A 22,442-nucleotide genomic window follows, 5' to 3' on the forward strand; every position below is an offset into this window, starting at 1 on the left:
CAGTCCACGAAGCGCGCTGCGCGCGCGGGCCATGAATCCAGCCAGCTCCGGCGCCCCCTCCTTATTGGCGCGCCACAGCCTCCCCACCCGCGCCTTTGTGCCACCGCCCTGCCTTGGGGGAGGTGACAAGCGAACAAGTGGGGGTTGATCCCCGGGTTGGCACCCGGGCTACGAGCATGCGAGCGCCCGCGTGCTCGTCGGTCACTTCAGTCTTTTCCCCCCAACAAGCGCGGCTGGTTCCTCGCGGTGGGTGAGGGGATGGGCTGGGGGCGATTTCTGGGGCGACGAAGAAGATCGGCTTTGGGGATGGCGCGCGCCAGCGCGCTTCGTGGACTGACTCATCGGCACTGTTTGACCACAGCGAACGAAGTGAGCGGAGGGAGTTTGCCGATGCATCCCCAAAGCCGATCTTCTTCGTGGAGTCGACGGGCCCCCCGGGGCCCGTCGACCGCCCCAGCATGAGCCCCCAGCCCATCCCCTCACCCGCCGCGACGAGCGGAAGCGCGAATCAAGCCCGTGCGTCAGACCAGCGCAGCGTGCATTCCTCATCGCCCTGGTAGAACGTCTTCCCCTTGCGATCCACGCAATACAACGGCGCGACGATCATGTCGCTGAAGGTCTGGCCTTCGCCGATGCGCGTGTACTCGAACAGCACGCTGCGTGCGAGCGTCGAGTTGCGGCGCAGGTGGCTGCCGGTGCCGATCCACGTCGGACCCTGGATCGTCACGCCCGGCTCGATCTCGACGCCCGAGCCGATGTACACCGGTCCGTTGATCGTCACCTCGTCCCACGGCACCCGCGTGTTCAGCCCGACCCACACGCCCGGCCGCACCTCGCGGCCCGGCATGTCCATCTGCGCCACCTCGCCGCGCAGCACCCGCTGCAGCACGCTCCAGTAGTCGCTGACGCGCCCGATGTCGATCCAGTTGAAGAAGCGGCTTTGCGCATAGAACGGCAGCTTGCGCTCCACCATCAGCGGGAACAGCTGGCTGCCGATGTCGAACACCGTGTTGCTCGGCACCAGGTCGAGCACCGACGGCTCGAAGATGTAGATCCCGGTCGACGCCAGCGTGCTGTGCGCCTCGTCCGGCTTCGGCTTCTCCTGGAACGACTCGACATGGCCGTCCTTGTCGCATTTCACGATGCCGTAGTTCTGCACCTCGCTGCGCGGCACGTCCAGCGTCACCACGCTCGCGAGCGCCCCTTTGCTGCGATGCTCGAACAGCGCCGCGCCGAAGTCCAGGTCGATCAGCGCATCGCCGCACAGCACGATGGTCGTCTCGTCGAAGAAGCCGGAGAAGTCCTGGATCTTCTTCATGCCGCCAGCCGAACCGCACGGCTTCGGCACGATCTCGCCGTGCTCGCGCGCGCCTTCGTACGAATAACCGATCTCGACACCCCAACGATGGCCGTCGCCGAAATGGCTCTCGATCTTGCGGTGGTTGAACGCGACGTTCACCATGATCTGCCGCACGCCGTAGCGCGCCAGGTGCTCGATCAGGTACTCCATCACCGGCTTGCCGAGGATCGGCACCATCGGCTTCGGCAGGTCGCGCGTCAGCGGCCGCACCCGCGTGCCCTGGCCGGCCGCAAGAATCATCGCCTTCGTCATTCGAGCCTCGCTTTCGACAGCGGCAGCGCCGACGCGTCCTTGGCCGACAGCTGGGGCGGTGCGCCCACGTCCGGCCACGCGATCGCGAGCTCCGGGTCGTCGAACCGCACGCAGCCCTCTTCCTTCGGCGCGTAGTACTCGGTCGTCTTGTAGAGGAAGTCGGCCGTCTCCGTCAGCACCAGGAAACCGTGCGCCAGGCCCGGCGGAATCCACAGCTGCCGGTTGTTCTCGGCACTGAGCTCCATGCCCACCCATCGGCCGAAGGTCGGGCTCGCACGGCGGATGTCGACCGCGACGTCGAACACCGCGCCGCTGGTCACCCGCACCAGCTTGCCCTGCGCATGCGGCGCGTACTGGAAGTGCAGCCCGCGCAGCACGCCACGTGTCGAGCGCGAATGGTTGTCCTGCACGAAGACGGTCTCGCGACCGACGGCCTCCGCGAAGACGCGGCCGTTGTAGCTTTCCATGAAGAAGCCGCGCGCATCGCCGAACACCTTCGGCTCGAACGCCAGCACGTCGGCGATCTCGGTCTGGATCACCTTCATCAGAACACCTTGTCGTGCATCAACTGGAGGAGGTACTGGCCGTAGCCGCTCTTGGCCAGGGGCTTCGCCAGCGCTTCCAGCTGCGCCGACGTGATCCAGCCCTTGCGCCAGCAGATCTCCTCGGGGCAGCAGGCCTTCAGGCCCTGGCGCTTCTCGAGCGTCTGGATGAAGGCGCTCGCCTCCAGCAGCGAATCGTGGGTACCGGTGTCGAGCCAGGCATCGCCGCGGCCGAAGATCTGCACCTCCAGCGTGCCGGCCTCGAGGTAGAGGCGGTTCAGGTCGGTGATCTCCAGCTCGCCGCGCGGGCTGGGCTTCAGGCTCTTCGCATACGGCACGACCTTGTCGTCGTAGAAGTACAGGCCGGTCACCGCATAGCGGCTCTTCGGCTGCTTCGGCTTCTCTTCGAGGCTGATCGCCTGCGCCTTGTCATTGAACTCGACCACGCCATAGCGCTCGGGGTCGGTCACCGGATAGGCGAACACCGTCGCGCCGCTGGTGCGCGTGGCCGCATCGGAAAGCCGGGTGCCCAGGTCATGGCCGTAGAAGATGTTGTCGCCCAGCACCAGCGCGCTCGGGGCGCCGGCCAGGAACTCCTCGCCGATCAGGAAGGCCTGCGCGAGGCCGTCCGGGCTGGGCTGCACCGCATAGCTGAGGTCCAGGCCCCACTGCGCGCCATCGCCCAGCAGCTGCTGGAAGCGCGGCGTGTCCTGCGGCGTGCTGATGATCAGGATCTCGCGGATGCCGGCCAGCAGCAGCGCGCTCAGCGGGTAATAGATCATCGGCTTGTCGTACACCGGGATCAGCTGCTTGCTCAGCGCGAGCGTCGCCGGGTGCAGGCGGGTGCCTGACCCGCCAGCGAGGATGATGCCTTTGCGGTTCATGTGTTCTCCCAAACGAAGGTGATCTGTCAGCCCAGCACTTCAGCGAGCATGCGCTCGACGCCGGCCTGCCACGGCGGCATGCGCAGCCCGAAGGCCTGGTTCAGCTTGTCGCACGACAAGCGCGAATTCAACGGCCGCTTCGCCGGCGTCGGGAACGAGGTGGTCGGCACCGGCTCGATCGCCTCGGGCGCCACCTTGATCGCATGGCCGCGGGCCCGTGCCCATTCGACGACGAAGCGCGCGTAGCCGTGCCAGCTGGTCTCGCCGGCGGCCACTGCGTGGTAGGTGCCGGCGAGCTTCGGGTCGGCCATCGCGGCGCGCAGCGCATGCACGCTGACGTCGGCCAGCAGGTCGGCGCCGGTCGGGGCGCCGACCTGGTCGTCGATCACCGTCAGCCGGTCGCGTTCGCCGGCCAGCCGCAGCATCGTGCGCGCGAAGTTGCCGCCGCGGGCCGCATAGACCCAGCTGGTGCGCAGGATCAGGTGCTTGCAGCCGCTGCCGCGGATCAGCTCCTCGGCCTCGAGCTTGGTCTGGCCGTACACGCTGAGCGGGCCGGTCGGCGCGTCTTCGCGGCGCGGCGTGTTGCCGCTGCCGTCGAACACGTAGTCGGTGCTGTAGTGCACCAGCCAGGCGCCGAGCGCCGCCGCTTCGCGCGCCAGCACGCCGGGACCGGTCGCGTTGATCGCCCGCGCCAGCGCCGGTTCGCTCTCGGCCTTGTCGACCGCGGTGTGCGCCGCGGCATTGACGATCACGTCCGGGTTCACCGCACGCACCGTCGCGGCCAGCGTGTCGGGCTTCGAGAAATCGGCCTTCAGCGTGCCGGGCGTGTCGAAGTCGAGCGCGGTCAGCTCGCCCAGCGGCGCGAGCGCCCGCTGCAGCTCCCAGCCGACCTGGCCGCCTTTTCCAAGCAGCAGGATCTTCATGCGGCCGCGGCCTCGCCGTAGTTCTTCGCGACCCAGTCGCGGTAGCCGCCGCTCTGCACGTTGGCGACCCAGCCGGCGTGATCGAGGTACCACTGCACCGTCTTGCGGATGCCGGTGTCGAAGGTCTCGGCAGGGCGCCAGCCGAGTTCGCGCTCGACCTTGCGCGCATCGATCGCATAGCGGCGGTCGTGGCCCGGGCGGTCCTTCACGTAGGTGATCAGGCGCTGGTACGACCCGGCCGGATCTGGCTTCAGTTCGTCGAGCAGCGCGCAGATCGTGTGGACGATCTCCATGTTGGTCTTCTCGTTCCAGCCGCCGATGTTGTAGGTCTCGCCGACGCGCCCGCCGGCCAGCACCGCGCGGATCGCGCTCGCGTGGTCGCGCACGTACAGCCAGTCGCGCACGTTCTGGCCGTCCCCGTAGATCGGCAGCGCCTTGCCGGCGAGCGCGTTGACGATCATCAGCGGGATCAGCTTCTCGGGGAAGTGGTACGGCCCGTAGTTGTTGCTGCAGTTGGTGGTGACCACCGGCAGTCCGTACGTGTGGTGCCAGGCGCGCACCAGGTGGTCGCTGGCGGCCTTGCTGGCCGAATACGGGCTGTTCGGTTCGAAGCCCTTGGTCTCGGCGAAGGCCGGGTCGGTCGGCGACAGCGAGCCGTAGACCTCGTCGGTGCTGACGTGGTGGAAGCGGAACGAGGCTTTCGCATCGCCTTCGAGCGTGCTCCACAGGCCGCGCGCGGCCTCGAGCAGCGTGAAGGTGCCGTCGATGTTGGTGCGCATGAATGCGCCGGGGCCGTGGATGCTGCGGTCGACGTGGCTCTCGGCCGCGAAGTGCACGATCGCGCGCGGCCGGTGCTGCGCGAGCGTCGCGTCGACCAGCGCGCGGTCGCAGATGTCGCCCTTCACGAACACATGGCGCGGGTTGCCGTTCAGCGACGCCAGGTTCTCGAGGTTGCCGGCATAGGTCAGCGCGTCGAGGTTGACGACGGTCTCGTCGCTCTGCGCCAGCCAGTCCAGCACGAAGTTGCTGCCGATGAAGCCGGCGCCGCCGGTGACTAGTATGGTCATGAAGGAATCCCTGTCTTTACTTGGTTCGCCCGTAGGTGTCCTCGAAGCGGACGATGTCGTCTTCGCCGAGGTACGAGCCCGATTGGACTTCGATGATCTCCAGCGGCACCTTGCCCGGGTTCGCGAGCCGGTGCGTCTGGCCGAGCGGAATGTAGGTGCTCTGGTTCTCGCTGAGGATCATCACCTTGTCGCCGTTGGTGATCTCGGCGGTGCCGCAGACGACGATCCAGTGTTCGGCGCGGTGGTGGTGCATCTGCAGGCTCAGCGAGGCGCCCGGGTTGACCATGATGCGCTTGACCTGGAAGCGCGCGCCGGAGTCGATGCTGTCGTACCAGCCCCACGGGCGGTGCACCTTGCGGTGCAGCGTGTGCTCGCCGCGGCCGCGCGCGCCGAGTTCGCCGACGATCTTCTTGACCTCCTGGCTGCGCGCGCGGTCGCTGACCATCACCGCGTCGGCCGTCTCGACGACGACCACGTCGCTCAGGCCGACCACGCTGACGAGCCGGCTGGTGGCATGCACCAGCGTGTTGTCGCTGTCCTGCAGCAGCACGTCGCCGACGCTCGCATTGCCGCGCGCATCCTTGTCGGCCACCTGCCAGACCGCGTCCCAGGCGCCGAGGTCATTCCAGCCGGCGTCCAGCGCGACCATGCGGATGTCGAACGCGCTGCCGGGGCAGCGCTCCATCACCGCATAGTCGACCGACTCGGACGGCACGGCGGCGAACTCGGCCTTTCCGGGGCGGATGAACTTCGCGTCGCCGGCGCGGGCGGCCCACGAGGCGCGCGTCGCGGCCGCGATGTCGGGGCGGAAATGTTCGAGCGCGGTCAGCCACACCGAGGCCTTCAGCACGAACATGCCGCTGTTCCACAGGTACTGGCCTTCGCGCACATAGTGTTCGGCGGTGGCCAGGTCGGGCTTCTCGACGAACTGCGCGACCTTGCCGTCCGCCGTGCCACGGATGTAGCCGTAGCCGGTCTCGGGGCGGTCGGGCGTGATGCCGAGGATCACGATGGCGCCGTCGGCCGCGGCGCGCACGGCGCGCTGCAGGGCGGCGGTGAACGCGGCCGGCCGGGTGACGGTCTGGTCGGCCGGTGTCACGACGAGGATCGGATCCTGGCCGTTCTCGACCGCGGCGAGCGCGGCCAGCGTCAGTGCCGGCGCGGTGTTGCGGCCCTGCGGTTCGAGCACGACGGCAGCCGGGTCGACCTGCTGGTCGCGCAGCTGGTCGAGCACGAGGAAGCGATGTTCCTCGTTGCCGACGACCAGTGGCGGTTGCACCGCGATGTCGGCGGCACCCAGGCTGGCGACGCGCTGCACCGCCTGCTGGAACAGGCTCTGGTTGCCCGACAGCACGAGGAACTGCTTCGGAAAACCGGCGCGCGACAGCGGCCACAGCCGCGTGCCGCTGCCGCCGGCCATGATGACGGGGAGGACGGACAGCGGCGTCGGCGGGGGGGTAGGCGTGGGCATGGCGGGTTTCTCTTCCTGGTTTTCTTGGTCGCGTGGGGTCGACGTGGGATGGGGATTATCGACGCGCCAGCCGCTTGATCGCCGAGACGACGATCGGCGGCAGGATCTGCTTGAGCATTTGCTTGCTGCGGTCGCTGCGGCTGGCGAACAGGTAGGTGGACAGCATGGCTTCGCGCCGGTCTTCGCGAGCGAATCGGTTGGCGTAGTAGTAGGCGGCCACCGAGCGCCGCGTGACGCCGGGCGGCACCGCGAGCGGCTGCGAATGCCCGTGGTAATGGGTGCGGCCGTGGCTCATCAGGATCGAGCGGCCGAACTCGGGTTCGACGGTGCCGACGCACTGCTTGCGGCCGGCGTCCCACAGCTCCAGCGCGCCGTGCCACGGCGGCTGCCAGTCCTTGTTCAGGTAGGTGATGAACACCATCTCGTTGTTCAGTGCGGTGCGCGGGTGCCGGTCGAAATCCGCATGGATGCCGAACGAGCCGCCGGACAGCGTCTCGTGCAGGCCGCCGCCGAACAGGTGGGCATCGGCGACGAGGTCGGGCACGCCGCTGATGTGCGACAGCGCATGCAGGAAGAAGCTCGAACCGAGCGTCCAGAAATACAGCTGGCTGGCCGGACCCAGGCGTGCGCCGACGCGTGAGCGCTCGACGCGCGCGTAGGCATTGGTCTGCGTGCTCCAGTGGTCGCGGGGCACGACCTCGAATTCCTCGCGCACCAGTTCCAGCAGGCGGGGATTGAACCAGTCCTGCACGACGAGGTGCGGGTAGGGGCTGGCCGACTGCATGCGCGATCGCAACTCGTCGAGGTGCGTGATGTCGGCGAGGCGCGGTTCGATCAGTTCGTCGAGCGACAGGCGCACGCCGCGGATCGTGATGAACGCGGAGTCGTCGACGAGTGCCTTCGCAACTTCGACCTCGGCGGGCAGGGACTTCATGGCTTGACTACTCGGATGCGCCGGAGGCGACGAGCGATCGTAAGCAAGCACAGGGCCGGTGGAGAGGGGTCCCCCCCTGAATGGGCGATGAGTGCTGGTTAGCAGCTGTTTGTCGTTTGCTTTGCTGTTTTTGCGCGTCGCGGTGGGTGAGGGGAGGGGCTGGGAGCTCATGCTGGGGCGGTCGGCCCTGGCGGGCCGACTGCACGAAGAAGCTCGGCTTTGGGGATGCATCGGCAAACTCCCTCCGCTCACTTCGTTCGCTGTGGTCAAACAGTGCCGATGAGTCAGTCCACGAAGCGCGCTGGCGCGCGCCATCCCCAAAGCCGATCTTCTTCGTCGCCCCAGAAATCGCCCCCAGCCCNTGGTCAAACAGTGCCGATGAGTCAGTCCACGAAGCGCGCTGGCGCGCGCCATCCCCAAAGCCGATCTTCTTCGTCGCCCCAGAAATCGCCCCCAGCCCCTCCCCTCACCCACCGCGAAGCACCAGCGGCTCTTGTCGGGGGGAAAAGACGGGTCAGAAGCTTGAGCATGCGGGCGCTCGCCCGCTTCGTCGGCCTGTTCGGGCTCTTTCACCCCCACCCAAAGAGCTGCGGTGCCGGCAAAGGCGCGGGTGGGGAGGCTGTGGCGCGCCAATAAGGAGGGGGCGCCGGAGCTGGCTGGATTCGTGGCCCGCGTGCGCAGCACGCTTCGTGGACTGACTGTCGCCGACTGTTTGACCACARCGAACGAAGTGAGCGGCGGGAGTTTCGGCGACGGGCCATGAAGCCAGYCAGCGGAGGGAAGTCCTCGGCCCCCCGGGGGGGCCGAGGACCGCCTCCGACGGCGCGCCACAGCCTCCCCACCCGCGCCTTTGCACGCACAAGACGCGCGACAGTCCCCACCCGCGCCGTTGCTAGCTCCTGAGCCGAAACGCCGCATCCCACCCCAGCTCGCGCCGCACCTTGTCACCGGTGATCTGCCAGCTCGGCTCCGCAACGTTGTAGATGCCCGGCGCCCCACGGTCGACCGCCAGCAGCGCCGCATACGCCGCAGCATCGACGTGCAAGGCAGTCGGCTTGCCCGCGGCCGATTCGACGCCGGTGCCCGGCCCGTAGAACTGGCCATAGCGCAGCACGATGCCATCGAGCCCCGGCGATTGCGTCACCAGCTGTTCCAGCACCGCCACGGCTTCCACCGTGTTCGCCCGCGCCCCTTCGGCCTTCAGGTCCAGCGGGTCGCTTTCCGCATGCGGCTCGCGCCCCGCGGCATACACCCACGCGATGCTCTGCGCCACCATCCGCTTCGCGCCGCAGGCCAGCGCGGCATCGACCAGGTGGCGCGTGCCTTCGATGCGCAGTCGCGCGTTGCGGGCCAGCGCCTCGTCACGCGTCGCCGGATCGTTCAGCAGCGCGAGGTCGGTCAACTGGTGCACGATCACGTCAGGCTTCAGCCGCAGCATCGTCGCGCGCACCGCCGCCGCGTCGAACACGTCGAGCACGATCGGCTCGGCACCCGCCGCCATGATGGCCGCTGCCTTCGCCTGGCTGCGCGTCGTGCCGAACACGTTGTAGCCACCGCCGACCAGCAGCGGAATGAGCCGGCGACCGACGACACCCGTCGCACCGGCGAGAAGAATCTTCGTGGAGGTCATGAACTCATTCCACACCAAAGCGGAAGCCCCACCGGCAGCAGGTGCTCTGCAGCAGGAGGACAATTGCGGCCATGTTGAAGAACTTTGAAGCCATCTCGCAAGCAGCACCGTCGCGTGGCGACGTGTTGCTGTTCGTCGTGTAGTCCAAGGTCTTCCCCACCATCGGAAGGCCCTGCGCCTTCCGGTCCCAGAAACCCCGGTCGGCTCTGCCCCCGGGGTTTCTGCTTTTCAGTCTGCACGTTACTGCCATGCGCACCTACGACAAGTTGATCGCCACGATTCAAGACCGCCAAAGCACGGGAGGCTTGCGCTCGTCCTTTGGCGTGTCCGTCGACACCACCCCAGCCATGCAAGTTACGGGCTAGCCCACGGCGAATCTTCACCGGGGCTGGCAAGAACCACCCCCGTTTGAAAGATTCGTCATGAACCGCAACACCCGCCTCCTTCGCAACATCGGCGTCATCGCCCACGTCGACGCCGGGAAAACCACCACCACCGAACGCATCCTGTTCTACACCGGCGCGAACCACCGCATCGGTGACGTGAACGACGGCAACACCGTGATGGACTACGACCCGCAGGAGCGGGCGCGCGGCATCACCATCAACAGCGCGGCCACCACCGTGTTCTGGAACGGTGCGCAGATCAACGTCATCGACACGCCAGGACACATCGATTTCAACATCGAGGTGAACCGCTCGCTGCGCGTGCTCGACGGCGCGGTCGTCGTGTTCGACGGCGTCGCCGGCGTCGAGCCGCAGACCGAGACCAACTGGCGCCTCGCCGACAAGTACCGCGTACCCCGCCTCGCCTTCATCAACAAGCTCGACCGAGTGGGTGCCGACTTCACCCGCGTCGTGCAGATGATGGAGTCGCGCCTGGGCGTCACCGCGCTGCCGCTGCAACTGCCGATCGGCGCCGAGGACTCGTTCCGCGGCGTCGTGGACCTGCTCGGCCGGCGCGCGCTGGTCTGGCCGGCCGCCGATGCGAGCCAGCCGCCGCTCATCGAAGCCATTCCCGACGACCTGCAGGCGCAGGCGACGATCGCGCGCGCCCGCCTGGTCGAGGCCGTGGTCGAGCGCGACGATGCGCTGCTGCAGGCCTGGCTGCAAGGCGACGAGCCGTCGGTCGAGCAGCTGCGCGCCGGCCTGCGCGCCGGCACGCTGGCCGGCGCCTTCGTGCCCGTGCTGGCCGGCTCTGCCTTCCGCAACCGCGGCGTCGAGCCGCTGCTGGACGCCGTCGTCGACTACCTGCCGGCGCCCGGCGACGTGGCAACCGAAGGCCAACCCGAATCGGACGCCAACGGTCCGCTCGCGGCGCTCGCGTTCAAGGTCGTCTCCGACGACCACGGCGCGATGGTCTTCGTGCGCGTGTACCGCGGCCGCCTGCGGCCGGGCGACAGCGTGCTCAACGCCAGCACCGGCCGCACCGAACGCGTCGCCCGGCTGTATGAAGTGCATGCCGACAAGCACGTGGAAGTCCCGGCCCTCGAGGCGGGAGACATCGGTGCGCTGGTGGGCCTGAAGGACACGACGACCGGCCACACGCTCGCCGATAAGCGCCACCCGGTCGTGCTGGAGAGCATCTCGATCCCGGAACCGGTGATCCACATCGCGGTGGAGCCGCGCACGCAGGTCGACCAGCAGCAGCTCGGCAAGGCACTCGCCGCGCTCGCGAAGGAAGACCCCAGCCTGCGCATCCGCCAGGACGCCGAATCCGGCCAGACGCTCCTGTCCGGCATGGGAGAACTGCAGCTCGAAGTGACGCTGGAGAAGCTGCGCACGCGCCATCGTGTCGAGGTGACGGTGGGGCGCCCGCAGGTGGCCTACCGGGAAACGGTCACGCGCACGGTCGAGGTGAGCCATGTGCACAAGAAGCAGAGCGGCGGCCCCGGGCAGTTCGCCGGCGTGACGCTGCGCATCGCGCCGCTGGCGCGCGGCGACGGCTTGCGCTTCGTCAACCAGGTGACGGGCGGCGCGATCCCGCGCGAATTCATTCCGGGCGTCGAGTCCGGCGTGAAGCGCGCGGCCGAGACCGGCGTGCTGGCGGGCTATCCGGTGGTCGACCTCGAGGTCACGCTGCTCGACGGCAGCTTCCACGAGCGCGACTCGTCGGTGCTGGCGTTCGAACTGGCGACCGTCGCGGCCTTCCGCGATGGCGTCGCGCGCGCGGCGCCGGTGGTGCTCGAACCGGTGATGGCGGTGGAAGTCGTCACGCCGGCCGACTACCTCGGCGACAGCATCGGCGACCTGCACCGCCGGCGTGGCCACGTGCGGGCCCAGCATCCGCGCGGCAACGCGACGGCGCTGGAAGCGCATGTGCCGCTGAAGGAGATGTTCGGCTACATCGGCAGCCTGCGTGCGCTTTCGTCCGGTCGGGCGCAGTACTCGATGCAGTTCAGCCACTACGCCGAGGTGCCGGCACCTCTGCAGGCCGAGCTGCTCGCGGCGTAGACGACGGCCCCTCGGTCGGCGGGTACGCCGACCGATCCCCCGAGGGGATGCAGGCCGGCTTGGGGCGGCCCGGCGCTCGGCCTGCTAAGTCCCCAGCCCGCGTTCGCTGAGGGACAGCGTGCGCCGGAACTCCCGGCGCACGCGGTAGAGCTGGGCCGGCCGGTTGGCCCGGCCCAGCTCCAGTTCGCCGTCGATCGGCTCCAGCATCGCGAGCTCGTCCATCTTGCGGCGAAAGCTCACCTTGTTCACCGGCTCGCCGAGCACCGCCTCGTACACCGACTGCAGCTGCGGCAGCGTGAAGCGCTCGCCGCACAGGTGCACCGGCAGCGACGAGTAGTGGCTCTTGACCCGCACCCGCGACACCGCCAGTTCGACGATGCGCCCGTGATCGAACGGCAGCGTCGGCAGCCGGTCGGCCGGCAGCACGCGCAGGTGCGCCGCATCGACCGGCACCAGCTGCAACGGCACCAGCGCGTAGTACGCGATCGACACCGACCAGCCGCGCGGATCCCGCCCGGGGCCGGAGAACGTGGCGAGCTGCTCCAGGTACGGGCTCGCGATGCCGGCCTTGTCGCGCAGCACGCGCACCGCGGCATCCTCGGCACCCTGGTCTTCCTGCTGGTGCACGTAGCCGCCCGGCAGCGCGAGCGCGCCGCGGAACGGCTCGCGGTCGCGCTTGTGCAGCACCACGTGCAAGGCATCATCGCGCAGCGTCAGCAGCACCACGTCGACGGTGCAGATGACGGGCGGGTAAGGGTCGACAACCATCGTCCGATGTTAGGGCCATCGCCCGGCAGTCCGTCACTTAGTTGCAATGTTGACCTAACACGACTAGAGTACCGTCACGTTCAAGACGAAAGCCTGCGATGACCCTGCGAACCCAGCTCCTGATCATCGACCCGCAGAACGACTTCTGCGACCTGCCCGACGCCTGGCGCGCAACCGATCCGCTGACCGGCCAGCCCGTCGCGCCCGCGCTGCCGGTGAGCGGCGCCCACGCCGACATGCAGCGCCTGGCCGGCTTCATCCGGCACGCCGGCGATGCGATCACCGACATCACCGTGACGCTCGACTCCCACCACCGCGTCGACATCGCCCATCCGACCTTCTGGCAGCAGCACGACGGCAGCGCGGTCGGCCCGTTCACGCCGATCACCGCGCAGCAGGTGCGCGCCGGCGCGTTCCGCCCGCGCGATGCCGCCGCGCTGCCGCGCACCCTCGCCTACCTCGATGAACTCGAAGCCCGCGGCCGCTACACGCTGATGGTCTGGCCGGTGCACTGCGAGATCGGCAGCTGGGGCCACAACATCCACGCCGACGTGCGCGCCGCCTGCAACGGCTGGGAAGAACGCCGGCTCGCAACGGTCGAGATGGTCACCAAGGGCGAGAACCCATGGACCGAGCACTACAGCGCGGTACAGGCCGAGGTGCCGGATGCCGGCGATCCCGACACCCAGCTGAACCGGGGCCTGATCGAGCGCCTGGACCGCGCCGACCTGCTGCTGATCGCCGGCGAGGCCGGCAGCCACTGCGTGAAGGCCACCACCGAGCATGTGGTCGACAACCTGCCGAGCGGCCGGCTCGACCGCGTCGTGCTGCTGACCGACTGCATCAGCCCGGTCGGCGGCTTCGAGGCGCAGCAGCAAGGGTTTCTCGACGCGATGCGCGCCCGCGGTGTTCAACTCGCGACCAGCGGCGAGGTCCTTCGCCGCCTGACCTGAAAGCCACCATGCCTCCTGTCATCCACAGCCTGCTGGAGACCGACCTCTACAAGTTCACGATGTGGCAGACCATGCTGCATTGGCATCCGCAGACGCAGGCCGAATACAGCTTCGTCTGCCGCAACGCGCCGGCTTACCCGCTGGCCGAGCTGCTGGCCGACGTGAACCGCGAGCTCGACCACCTGTGCACGCTGCGCTTCGCCGAAGACGAACTCGCCTACCTCGGCGCTTTGCGCTTCATCAAGTCGGACTTCGTCGACTTCCTGCGCATCTTCCAGTTCCAGCGCGTCTTCATCACCGCGCGGGCCGACGGCGACACGCTGCAGATCATCGCGAACGGCCCGCAGGTGCACGTGATGGCCTTCGAGATCTTCGTGCTGGCCATCGTCAACGAGCTGTACTTCCGCCGCTTCGATGCCACCGCCGCGCTGGCCGTGGGCCGCGAGCGCCTGCAGGCCAAGATCGCGACGCTGCGCGCCTTCGGCGCCGAGCCGCCGCGCCGCAATCCGTTCGAGTTCTTCGACTTCGGCGTGCGTCGCCGCTACAGCGGCGCCTGGCAACGCGAGGTCGTCTCGACGCTGAAGGAAGCCGTGCCCCAGTTCTTCCGCGGCAGCTCCAACGTGCTGCTCGCGAAGGAACTCGGCATGGTGCCGATCGGCACGATGGCGCACGAGTACCTGCAGACCTTCCAGGCGCTCGGCGTGCGGCTGCGCGATTCGCAGAAGGCCGCGCTCGAGGAATGGGTGCAGGAGTACCGCGGCGACCTCGGCGTCGCGCTGACCGACGTGGTCGGCATGGACGCCTTCCTCGCCGACTTCGACCTCTACTTCGCGAAGCTGTTCGACGGGTTGCGCCACGATTCCGGCGACCCGGTGGTCTGGGGCGAGAAGGCGCTGGCCCACTACGCGAAGCTGCGCATCGACCCGCACACCAAGCGGCTGGTGTTCTCCGACGGCCTGACCATCGAGACCGCGCTCGCGCTGTACCGTCACTTCGCCGACCGCACGCAGACCGGCTTCGGCATTGGCACCAGCCTGTCGAACGATGTCGGCCTGACGCCGCTGAACATCGTGATGAAGCTGACCCGCTGCAACGGCCAGCCGGTGGCCAAGCTGTCCGACAGCCCCGGCAAGACGCTGTGCGACGACCAGACCTTCCTCGCCTACCTGCGCCAGGTCTTCAACGTCCCCACCTGATGGAGCACGCATGCTGAAGATCACGATCGCCCAGCTGAACCCGACCCTCGGCGACATCGACGGCAATGTCGCGAAGATGATCGCCGCGGCCCGGCAGGCAGGCACGCAGGGTGCCGAGCTGGTCGTCTTCACCGAACTCGGGCTGACCGGCTACCACCCCGCCGACCTGCTGGAGGAGCCCGGCTTCCTGCAGCGCGTCGACGCCGGGCTCGACCAGCTGCTGCAGGCCTCGCGGCAGTTGCGCGGCCTCCACTGGGTGGTCGGTGCGCCGCTGCGGCGCGACGGCCCCGGCAAGCGGCTGCACAACATGCTGCTGGTGCTGCATGCCGGCGAGATCGTGCTGCGCTATGCGAAGCAGCTGCTGCCCACCTACAACATCTTCGACGAGCGCCGCCACTTCGAGCCCGGACCGGACGTCGCCAAGGTGCTGCGCATCGGCGACACCCAGGTCGGCATGATGATCTGCGAAGACGGCTGGAACGACGTCGCCGGCGACTACGCGGTCAACCCGTTCGAGCGCATGCGCGATGCCGCGCCCGACCTGGTCGTGTCGATCAACGCCAGCCCGTCCGAGATCGGCAAGCGCGAGCAGCGCCACCAGATCTTCGGCAACGCGAGCCGCCGCCACGGTTTGCCGATCCTGTACGTCAACCAGATCGGCGGCCACGACCAGCTGGTGTTCGACGGCGCATCGTTCGCGACCGAGGCCGACGGCCGCGTCGTCTACGAAGCCCGCCGCTTCGTCGAGGACGTGACCACGCTGCGCTTCGAGCACGGCCGCTTCCTGACACTGGACGGCGACGCGCCGCCGCCGGTGCCGGCCGCCGGCCTGCCGACGACGGCGTTCTACCAGGCGCAGATCGTGCTCGGCCTGACCGACTACGCGCGGCGCTGCGGGTTCAGGCAGGCGGTGGTCGGCTCGTCGGGCGGCATCGACAGCGCATTGACGCTGGCGCTGGCCGCGCAGGCGCTCGGGCCGGGCAACGTCAGCGCGGTGACGATGCCGTCGCACTACTCGTCGGCCGGTTCGGTCGACGACTCGGTCACGCTGTGCCGCAACCTCGGCATCGAGTTGTTCACGCACCCGATCGCCGAACTGGTGAACGGCTACAGCGCGCAGTTCGAGCGCAGCTTCGGCAAGCCGCTGCAGGGCCTGCCGCACGAGAACCTGCAGGCGCGCATCCGCGGCACCGCGCTGATGGCCTACTCGAACAGCTTCGGCCACCTGCTGCTGACCACCGGCAACAAGTCCGAGATCTCGGTCGGCTACTGCACGCTGTACGGCGACACCAATGGCGGCCTCGGGCTGATCGGCGACCTGTACAAGACGGAAGTGTTCGCGCTGTCGCGCCACGTCAACGAGGCGGCCGGCCGCGAGATCATCCCGGCCGCCATCATCGACAAGCCGCCGTCGGCCGAACTGGCACCCGGCCAGAAGGACACCGACAGCCTGCCGCCCTACGAGGTGCTCGACGAGGTGCTGAAGCTGCTGATCGAAGGCGAACGGCTCGCGCCGCGCGAGCGGGCGCAGGTCGATGCGTACGTCGCGCAGCTGCAGCGCAGCGACGACGGCCGCGCGCTGGTCGAGCGGGTGCGGCGCATGATCGCCCGCAACGAATACAAGCGGCGCCAGGCGCCCCCCATCATCCGCGTCCGCCCCCGCGCCTTCGGCAGCGGGCGGCAGATGCCCATCGCCGCCTTCATCCCATGAGAACCATCCCGTCCCACCAGCCGGCCACGCCCGGGCAGCACCATGACACCGCGGTGTACATCGGCCGCTTCCAGCCGTTCCACAACGGCCACCTGGCGCTGCTGAACCGGGCGCTCGCGATCGCGCCGCGCGTCATCGTCGTGATCGGCTCGGCGCACCAGGCGCGCTCGCCGAAGAATCCGTTCAGCTGGGAAGAGCGGGCCGAGATGATCCGGCTCGCGGTCCCCGAGGACGAGCGCGGCCGCATCGATTTCCTGCCGGTGCGCGACTACTACGACGAGGCGCGCTGGCTGAAGGCGGTGCACGACGGCGTGCACGCGCTGATCGCGAAGCGGGCCGATCCGCGGCTCGGCTCGATCGGGCTGGTCGGGCATTTCAAGGACGCGACCAGCGAGTACCTGCAGGGCTTCCCGGGCTGGCGGCTGCATGGTGTCGAGCGGATCGCGGCCGCCGACGGCACCGCGCTGCGCGACGCGTTCTTCGCCTGTGCGCCCGACGATGTCGACGCGACGCTCGCCGCGCTGGTCGGCCAGGCGCCGTCGACGACGCTCGGCTTCCTGCGCGCCTGGTCGCGGCTGCCGCTGTTTGCCGCGCTGACGGCCGAGTGGCAGATGCTGAAGGCCTACCGCGCCGCGTGGGCCGGCTCGCCGTACCCGCCGGTCTTCGTCACCGTCGACGCGATCGTGCAGTGCGCCGGGCGCGTGCTGCTGGTGCGCCGCGGCCAAGCACCCGGCAAGGGCCTGTATGCAGTGCCGGGCGGCTTCATCGAGCCCCGTGAGACTGCTTACCAGTCGGCGCTGCGCGAGCTGCGCGAAGAAACCCAGCTGCACCTGCTCGACGCCAGCATGCGCCAGTGCCTGCGCGAGACCGCGGTGTTCGACCACCCCGACCGCAGCCAGCGCGGCCGCACCATCACGCACGCCCACCACTTCGACCTCGGCGGCCGCGAGCTGCCGGAGGTGGTGGCGGGCGACGACGCGGCCGCCGCGCTGTGGACGCCGATCGGCGAGCTGCCGGCGCTCGAGGACCAGTTCCTCGACGACCACTTCCACATGCTCGACCACTTCCTGGGGTTGACGCCGCGATGAGGGAGGAAGCCGCCCTGCTCGACCGCTACCGCGGCTGCCTGCTCGGGCTGGCCTGCGGCGATGCAGTCGGCACCACGCTGGAGTTCCGCCGCCGCGGCAGCTTCGAGCCGATCACCGACATGGTCGGCGGCGGCCCGTTCGGGCTGAAGGCCGGCGAGTGGACCGACGACACCTCGATGGCGCTGTGCCTGGCGACCAGCCTCGTCGAGCGCCGCGGCTTCGACGCCGCGGACCAGATGAACCGCTACGTGAACTGGTGGCACCACGGGTACCTGAGTTCGACCGGCAGCTGCTTCGACATCGGCATCACCGTGTCGGCCGCGCTGCAGCGCTACCTGCAGACCCGCAACCCGATGGCCGGCTCCAACGACCCGATGAGCGCCGGCAACGGTTCGCTGATGCGGCTCGCGCCGGCGGTGCTGTTCGGACACCCTGACATGGCCGCGGCGATGGACCTGGCGCACCACAGCTCTGCCACCACGCATGCGGCCACCGAGGCGTTGGAATGCTGCGTGCTGTTCGCTGAACTGCTGTGCCATGCGCTCGACGGCCTTCCGAAGGACGCGATCCTGTCGAACCAGCTGGCGCAGCCGACGATGCCGAAGGTGCAGGCGATCGCGGCGCGCGACTACCTGCACAAGCGCGAATCGCAGATCGCCGGCACCGGCTACTGCGTCGCGTCGCTCGAGGCCGCGCTGTGGTGCTTCGCGCAGACCGACAGCTTCGAGGCCGCGGTGCTGCGCGCCGCGAACCTCGGCGAGGATGCCGACACCACGGCCGCGATCGTCGGCCAGATTGCCGGTGCGCACTACGGCAAGTCCGGCATCCCGGCGCGCTGGCTGGTGCGACTGCACCAGCGGGCCGAGATCGAGCGGCTCGCGGACGCGTTGCGGCGCTGAACGCCCGTCGGGTTCAGGCGACCGGCGCAACGCCCACGCGCCAGTGCCCAGGCGATCCGTCGGTCGCGATGCGCACCGGCAGGAAGCGTTCGATCACGCCGAAGTTCGTCCGCGCATGCTCCGTCAGTTCGGTGCAGCTGAAGCGCGCCGTGCGGCCGCTGCGCCACACCGCCAACGCGAGCGGCAGCACCCACTGGTCGGCGAGGTGCGGGCCGAGCGCGCCGGTGCCGGCCTGGTACGCGCGCAGCTCCGCAGCGAGCGACAACGCGACCTGCTCGGCGCTGCGGCCGCGCTCGCCGAAGCTGATCGCCAGCTCCGTGACATGCTCGTGCGCGAGCGTCGCCATCAGCGCGTTGCCGGGGCCTTCGTTCTGGCGCAGCACCGGCACCTGCAAGGCGTCATCCGGCCAACCGAACTCGCGCTGCAGGATCGCGAGTTCGCGCGAGGCCACGCTGCGCGGGATGGCGGCTGCCAGCGCTTCCGCGTAAGCGCTGTTCAACGGGCCGCGCTCCAGCAGGTCGTACGGCTGCAAGCCGCCGACGGCCGGCAGGATCTCGGCGACGAACTCGCCGCCACCTGCCGGAAAGAAGCCGTGGCGGCGCAGCTGCAGGCGGCTGCCAGCGCCCAGGCGCTGCAGCAGCGGCGCATAGCAGCGCTCGATGAAGTGGAACGGCGGCGCCATCGGGTTGTGCGTGCCGCCGGCCAGCGTCAGCCGGCTCGTGCCGGCCGCCAGCATCAGCGCCGGCCAGACCGTCTGCAGCACGAGCGTCGCGCTGCCGGCCGTGCCGACGCTGAAGACATGGTCGCCGGCGCACACCGTGCCGGGCTCGAAGACCAGCGACGTCGAGCCGGCCTCGGCGCCTTGCACCCGCGCCCCACTGACCGCCTGCGCCGCCTGCACGCAGGCCAGGTGCTGCCGCATCAGGCCGGGCTTCGGTCGGCGGGCGCGGATGCTGTGAAGCCCCACGCCCTGGCCGGTGCACATCGCGAGCGCCAGCGCGCTGCGCAGGATCTGGCCGCCACCCTCCCCGGTGGCTCCGTCGAGTTCGATCATCGTCATTCCTTGTTCCCCAACGCTTCCCGCTTGCGCGCCAGTCCAGCCTGCGCAATGCTTCGAGCCTCCTCGATTCGCGCCTGTTCGACGCGGCGACACGGCCGACAGCGAACGGCGTGGCTGTAGATGTTGCCCTTCGCGATCTCGTACCACCATTTCTGCTGTTTCGCCGTCCACAGCTGGGCCTGGTTGCAATCGCGGCAACTGAATGCACGGTCGACATAGAACAGCGGAAACTGGCCATGCGTGTTGTTGTGGCGCAGTTGTTCCGGATCGGCCGCGACCGCCCCCACCGGAAGGACGGACACCGGGGCGAAGCAATCGACGCCGCTGCGCACCGCACGCTGGATGCGCCGCGCCTTGATCTCGGCGCGGCGCTGCTTTCCGCTCTTCATCACACGCCCCTTCTCATCCCTTCACGCACACCACCTGCTTCAGCGTGTGCACGACCTCCACGAGGTCCTTCTGTGCTGCCATCACCGCGTCGATGTCCTTGTAGGCCATCGGGATCTCGTCGATGACGTCGGCATCCTTGCGGCACTCGACGCCTTCGGTCGCCTTCGCGTGGTCGGCCACGCTGAACAGCTTCTTCGCCTTGGTGCGGCTCATCACGCGGCCGGCGCCGTGGCTGCAGCTGTCGAAGCTCTCCGGGTTGCCGAGGCCGCGCACGATGAAGCTGCGCGCACCCATGCTGCCCGGGATGATCCCCATCTGGCCGCGCTTCGCGCTGACCGCGCCCTTGCGGGTGACGAACACGTCCTCGCCGAAGTGGCGCTCCTGCTGCACGTAGTTGTGGTGGCAGTTCACCGCCTCGACGTGCGTCTCGAACGGCTTCGCGATCACCTGGCGCACGGTGGCGATCAGGTTGGTCATCATCACCTCGCGGTTGCGGGCCGCGAACTTCTGCGCCCAGCCGACACCGCGCACGTAGTCGCCGAAGTACTGCGCGCCTTCCTCGAAGTACGCCAGGTCCTGGTCGGGCAGGTTGCGCTGGTGCTGTTCGGCATCCTTCTTCGCCAGTTCGATGAAGTGGGTGCCGATCGCATTGCCGACACCGCGCGAACCCGAGTGCAGCATGAACCAGACGGCGCCCGCTTCATCGAGGCAGACCTCGATGAAGTGGTTGCCGCCGCCCAGCGTGCCCAGGTGCTTGCGGTTGTTGGTGTTCTTCAGGCGCGGGTGCAGCTCGCACAGCGCATCGAACTCGTCGACGAGCGTCGCCCACACCTGGTCGACGGTCTCCGGCGGGTTCTCCCAGCTGCCCTGGTCGCGGCCGCGGTGGCGCGGCGTCGAGCCGTGCGGCACCGAGCGCTCGATCGCCGCACGCAGCGGGCCCAGGTTGTCCGGCAGGTCTTCCGCGCGCAGCGTGGTCTTGCAGGCCATCATCCCGCAGCCGATGTCGACGCCGACCGCGGCCGGGATGATCGCGCGCAGCGTCGGGATCACCGAGCCGACCGTCGCGCCGATGCCCAGGTGCACGTCGGGCATCGCCGCGACGTGCTTGAAGACGACCGGCAGGCGGGCCGCGTTCGCGAGCTGCTGCTTCGCCTCGGCCTCGACCGGCACGCCGCGGGTCCACATCTTGACGGGCACGCCGCCTTCGATGATTTCGGTGTCGTAGTTCTTCAGGGTTTCCATTTCTCTTCCTCTCTCTTTGTCGTTCACTGGCCGCTCAGGCCAACTTCACCAGCCCGTTCAGCACGCCATCCAGTCCGCTGAACACCGAGATCTTGTCGATCCGCTCGGCCACGCGCTCCAGCGTCTCCAGCTCCTTCAGGCGCAGCGCGGTGGGGTTGTCCTCCATCACCTTGGCCGTGTTGAGCAACGAGCGACTGGCCGCCGTTTCCTCGCGGCGGCGGATCACATTGGCCTCGGCCGCCTTCTGCGCCTCGACCACCTGCGCCAGGATCGTCTTCATCTCGCCGGGCAGCACGATGTCCTTCACGCCCACGCTCTCCAGCGCCAGGCCGTAGTCCGCGAGCCTGGCTCGCGCATGGCCGGTCACCACTTCGTCGATCACCGCCTTGTTCTCGAGCAACTCGTCGAGGCTGCGGGTACCCACCGCGGCGCGCAGGCCGAACTGCAGCTCACGGTAGAGATGCTCGGCAGGCTTCTGCAGCTGCGTGTACGCCTTCAGCACGTCGGTGACACGGTAGGTGGCGGCCAGGTTCAGGCGCAGGCTGACCTTGTCGCGCGTCAGGATGTCCTGGCCGCTCACGTCCACGGCCTGCAGGCGCAGGTCCACCAGGTCGACCGAGACGGTGCGGTTGAACTTCCAGAACGCATACGAACCAGGCCCGAGCACGCGATCGACCTTGCCGTCGATCCACAGGATGCCGGCGGCGAACTCGTTCACCTGCACCTGCAGAACGCCGGCCAGGCCGGACACGCCGCGGCTGCGCATCTGCGTCTGTGCCAGCCGGGCGGTCAACCCCGGCGACAGCTCCGCGCCGGCGGCGACATCGACCACTTCCACTGCCACGTCCACCAGGCCCTTCCAGTACAGGCGCCGCGTGGTCGGCGCGAGCACCTCGACCAGCACGCCGTTGTCGCTGCGCAGGCCCACCTGCGTCTCCGACAACTCGACCTTGATGAACTCGGCCGCGACCACTGCAGGCTCCTTGGCCATCAGGTAGTCGGCCAGGCCATGCGTGAACGCAGGCTGGTCGAGCGCAAAGGTCTCGACGCGCAGGCGGTCCAGGCCCTTGAACAGCCAGTGGCAGCCGGGCGAGAGCACGCGCTCGAAATCGCCGTTGCGCAGCAGCAGGCCGCGCTCGCTCTTCTTCACTATCACACGTTCGAACATCAACATCTTCTTCTCCTCGTTCTTCTCATCGAAAAGGTGCCGTTACAGCAGCGTCGGCGGACGGAGATCGCACCGGCCGCTGGCTTCGCAACGCTCGCCACGACCGCGGCCGTGGCGAGGGGTGCGGGCAAGGGCCGACCGGTTTCCCAGTGCGGGCCGCCGCTGCTGACGGAATCGTTCCGGACGGGCCGGCCCTCTTCCGCATTCGGCGTGGGTCTTTCGACCCGGCATGACAAAGGCCTTTCGGCCGGCTTTCCTGGCGGGAGTCGAACCCGCGACGGACCCGTTGAAAACGAGTTGCTCTACCACGCTGAGCTACAGAGGGCGGGCAGCCCGGGACTCGAACCCGGCGCGACTTGCGTGCGTTCACCTGACTGCCCTCACACCCGACATTCCCGAAGCGCGGTACGCAAGACACCGACAGGGCTGTGACACCCCGGGTCCCCTGCGC

19 protein-coding genes are annotated in these 22,442 nt (G+C 68.8%); 6 read left to right on the forward strand and 13 right to left on the reverse strand.

Features of this window, described 5'->3' with window-relative positions:
- Positions 1 to 508: 508 nt before the first annotated feature.
- From ASC98_RS00005 to ASC98_RS00040, 8 genes are all read right to left on the reverse strand, one after another.
- Positions 509 to 1,600, reverse strand: coding sequence for a sugar phosphate nucleotidyltransferase (locus tag ASC98_RS00005; RefSeq protein WP_200953085.1), 1,092 nt, complete (start codon positions 1,598 to 1,600; stop codon positions 509 to 511).
- An 8-nt stretch (positions 1,601 to 1,608) separates the two neighbouring features.
- On the reverse strand, positions 1,609 to 2,157 hold the full coding sequence (gene rfbC, locus ASC98_RS00010; protein WP_056802580.1) for a dTDP-4-dehydrorhamnose 3,5-epimerase: 549 nt from the start codon (positions 2,155 to 2,157) through the stop codon (positions 1,609 to 1,611).
- The gene (gene rfbA / locus ASC98_RS00015) at positions 2,157 to 3,038 is read right to left on the reverse strand and encodes a glucose-1-phosphate thymidylyltransferase RfbA (RefSeq protein WP_056802584.1); all 882 of its coding nucleotides are present in this window, start codon (positions 3,036 to 3,038) and stop codon (positions 2,157 to 2,159) included. The genes rfbC and rfbA overlap by 1 nt, the downstream gene beginning before the upstream one ends.
- A 26-nt stretch (positions 3,039 to 3,064) precedes the next feature.
- Positions 3,065 to 3,961 carry a dTDP-4-dehydrorhamnose reductase gene (gene rfbD / locus ASC98_RS00020; RefSeq protein ID WP_056802588.1) on the reverse strand — a complete coding sequence of 299 codons (897 nt, stop codon included), beginning with the start codon at positions 3,959 to 3,961 and terminating at the stop codon, positions 3,065 to 3,067.
- On the reverse strand, positions 3,958 to 5,028 hold the full coding sequence (gene rfbB, locus ASC98_RS00025; protein WP_056802592.1) for a dTDP-glucose 4,6-dehydratase: 1,071 nt from the start codon (positions 5,026 to 5,028) through the stop codon (positions 3,958 to 3,960). Before rfbB ends, rfbD begins: the two co-directional genes overlap by 4 nt.
- A 16-nt stretch (positions 5,029 to 5,044) precedes the next feature.
- The gene (locus tag ASC98_RS00030) at positions 5,045 to 6,499 is read right to left on the reverse strand and encodes a mannose-1-phosphate guanylyltransferase/mannose-6-phosphate isomerase (protein ID WP_235581118.1); all 1,455 of its coding nucleotides are present in this window, start codon (positions 6,497 to 6,499) and stop codon (positions 5,045 to 5,047) included.
- 55 nt (positions 6,500 to 6,554) lie between these two features.
- Entirely contained in the window at positions 6,555 to 7,433 is an 879-nt protein-coding gene (locus ASC98_RS00035) for a 2OG-Fe(II) oxygenase (RefSeq protein ID WP_056802600.1), read from the reverse strand.
- A gap of 892 nt (positions 7,434 to 8,325) precedes the next feature.
- Entirely contained in the window at positions 8,326 to 9,063 is a 738-nt protein-coding gene (locus tag ASC98_RS00040) for an NAD(P)-dependent oxidoreductase (RefSeq protein WP_056802605.1), read from the reverse strand.
- A gap of 422 nt (positions 9,064 to 9,485) precedes the next feature.
- Between ASC98_RS00040 and fusA the strand changes: the two genes are divergently transcribed.
- Entirely contained in the window at positions 9,486 to 11,516 is a 2,031-nt protein-coding gene (fusA, locus tag ASC98_RS00045) for an elongation factor G (protein WP_056802609.1), read from the forward strand.
- Positions 11,517 to 11,600: 84 nt separating this feature from the next.
- Here the strand turns inward: fusA and ASC98_RS00050 are convergent, their stop codons facing one another.
- Positions 11,601 to 12,284: an NUDIX domain-containing protein gene (locus tag ASC98_RS00050; RefSeq protein WP_056802612.1), complete on the reverse strand. Its 684-nt coding sequence runs from the start codon at positions 12,282 to 12,284 to the stop codon at positions 11,601 to 11,603.
- Positions 12,285 to 12,382: 98 nt separating this feature from the next.
- Here ASC98_RS00050 and ASC98_RS00055 point away from each other — a divergent pair, with 98 nt between their 5' ends.
- The 5 genes from ASC98_RS00055 to ASC98_RS00075 are packed head-to-tail and all read left to right on the forward strand — an operon-like array spanning position 12,383 to position 18,131.
- On the forward strand, positions 12,383 to 13,237 hold the full coding sequence (locus ASC98_RS00055) for a hypothetical protein (protein ID WP_056802615.1): 855 nt from the start codon (positions 12,383 to 12,385) through the stop codon (positions 13,235 to 13,237).
- Positions 13,238 to 13,245: 8 nt separating this feature from the next.
- Entirely contained in the window at positions 13,246 to 14,433 is a 1,188-nt protein-coding gene (gene pncB, locus ASC98_RS00060) for a nicotinate phosphoribosyltransferase (RefSeq protein WP_056802619.1), read from the forward strand.
- A gap of 10 nt (positions 14,434 to 14,443) precedes the next feature.
- Positions 14,444 to 16,144 (forward strand): NAD+ synthase, encoded by a 1,701-nt coding sequence (locus ASC98_RS00065; RefSeq protein ID WP_056802621.1) that lies wholly within the window; start codon positions 14,444 to 14,446, stop codon positions 16,142 to 16,144.
- Positions 16,141 to 17,232 (forward strand): bifunctional nicotinamide-nucleotide adenylyltransferase/Nudix hydroxylase, encoded by a 1,092-nt coding sequence (locus ASC98_RS00070; protein WP_056802625.1) that lies wholly within the window; start codon positions 16,141 to 16,143, stop codon positions 17,230 to 17,232. Before ASC98_RS00065 ends, ASC98_RS00070 begins: the two co-directional genes overlap by 4 nt.
- Complete coding sequence (locus tag ASC98_RS00075; RefSeq protein WP_056802628.1) at positions 17,229 to 18,131, forward strand: ADP-ribosylglycohydrolase family protein; 903 nt, start codon at positions 17,229 to 17,231, stop codon at positions 18,129 to 18,131. The genes ASC98_RS00070 and ASC98_RS00075 overlap by 4 nt, the downstream gene beginning before the upstream one ends.
- 13 nt (positions 18,132 to 18,144) lie before the next feature.
- Here the strand turns inward: ASC98_RS00075 and rtcA are convergent, their stop codons facing one another.
- The 4 genes from rtcA to ASC98_RS00095 are packed head-to-tail and all read right to left on the reverse strand — an operon-like array spanning position 18,145 to position 21,991.
- Positions 18,145 to 19,191 carry an RNA 3'-terminal phosphate cyclase gene (rtcA, locus tag ASC98_RS00080; protein WP_056802631.1) on the reverse strand — a complete coding sequence of 349 codons (1,047 nt, stop codon included), beginning with the start codon at positions 19,189 to 19,191 and terminating at the stop codon, positions 18,145 to 18,147.
- A complete protein-coding gene (locus ASC98_RS00085; RefSeq protein ID WP_082541765.1) occupies positions 19,188 to 19,580 on the reverse strand; it encodes a zinc-ribbon domain containing protein in 393 nt (130 codons plus the stop codon). The genes rtcA and ASC98_RS00085 overlap by 4 nt, the downstream gene beginning before the upstream one ends.
- Positions 19,581 to 19,593: 13 nt before the next feature.
- On the reverse strand, positions 19,594 to 20,823 hold the full coding sequence (locus tag ASC98_RS00090; RefSeq protein ID WP_056802634.1) for an RtcB family protein: 1,230 nt from the start codon (positions 20,821 to 20,823) through the stop codon (positions 19,594 to 19,596).
- A 34-nt stretch (positions 20,824 to 20,857) separates the two neighbouring features.
- Entirely contained in the window at positions 20,858 to 21,991 is a 1,134-nt protein-coding gene (locus ASC98_RS00095; protein ID WP_369820428.1) for a slipin family protein, read from the reverse strand.
- Between the last annotated feature and the right edge of the window lie 451 nt (positions 21,992 to 22,442).

Source organism: Rhizobacter sp. Root1238, from assembly GCF_001425825.1.
Taxonomy (GTDB): domain Bacteria; phylum Pseudomonadota; class Gammaproteobacteria; order Burkholderiales; family Burkholderiaceae_C; genus Rhizobacter.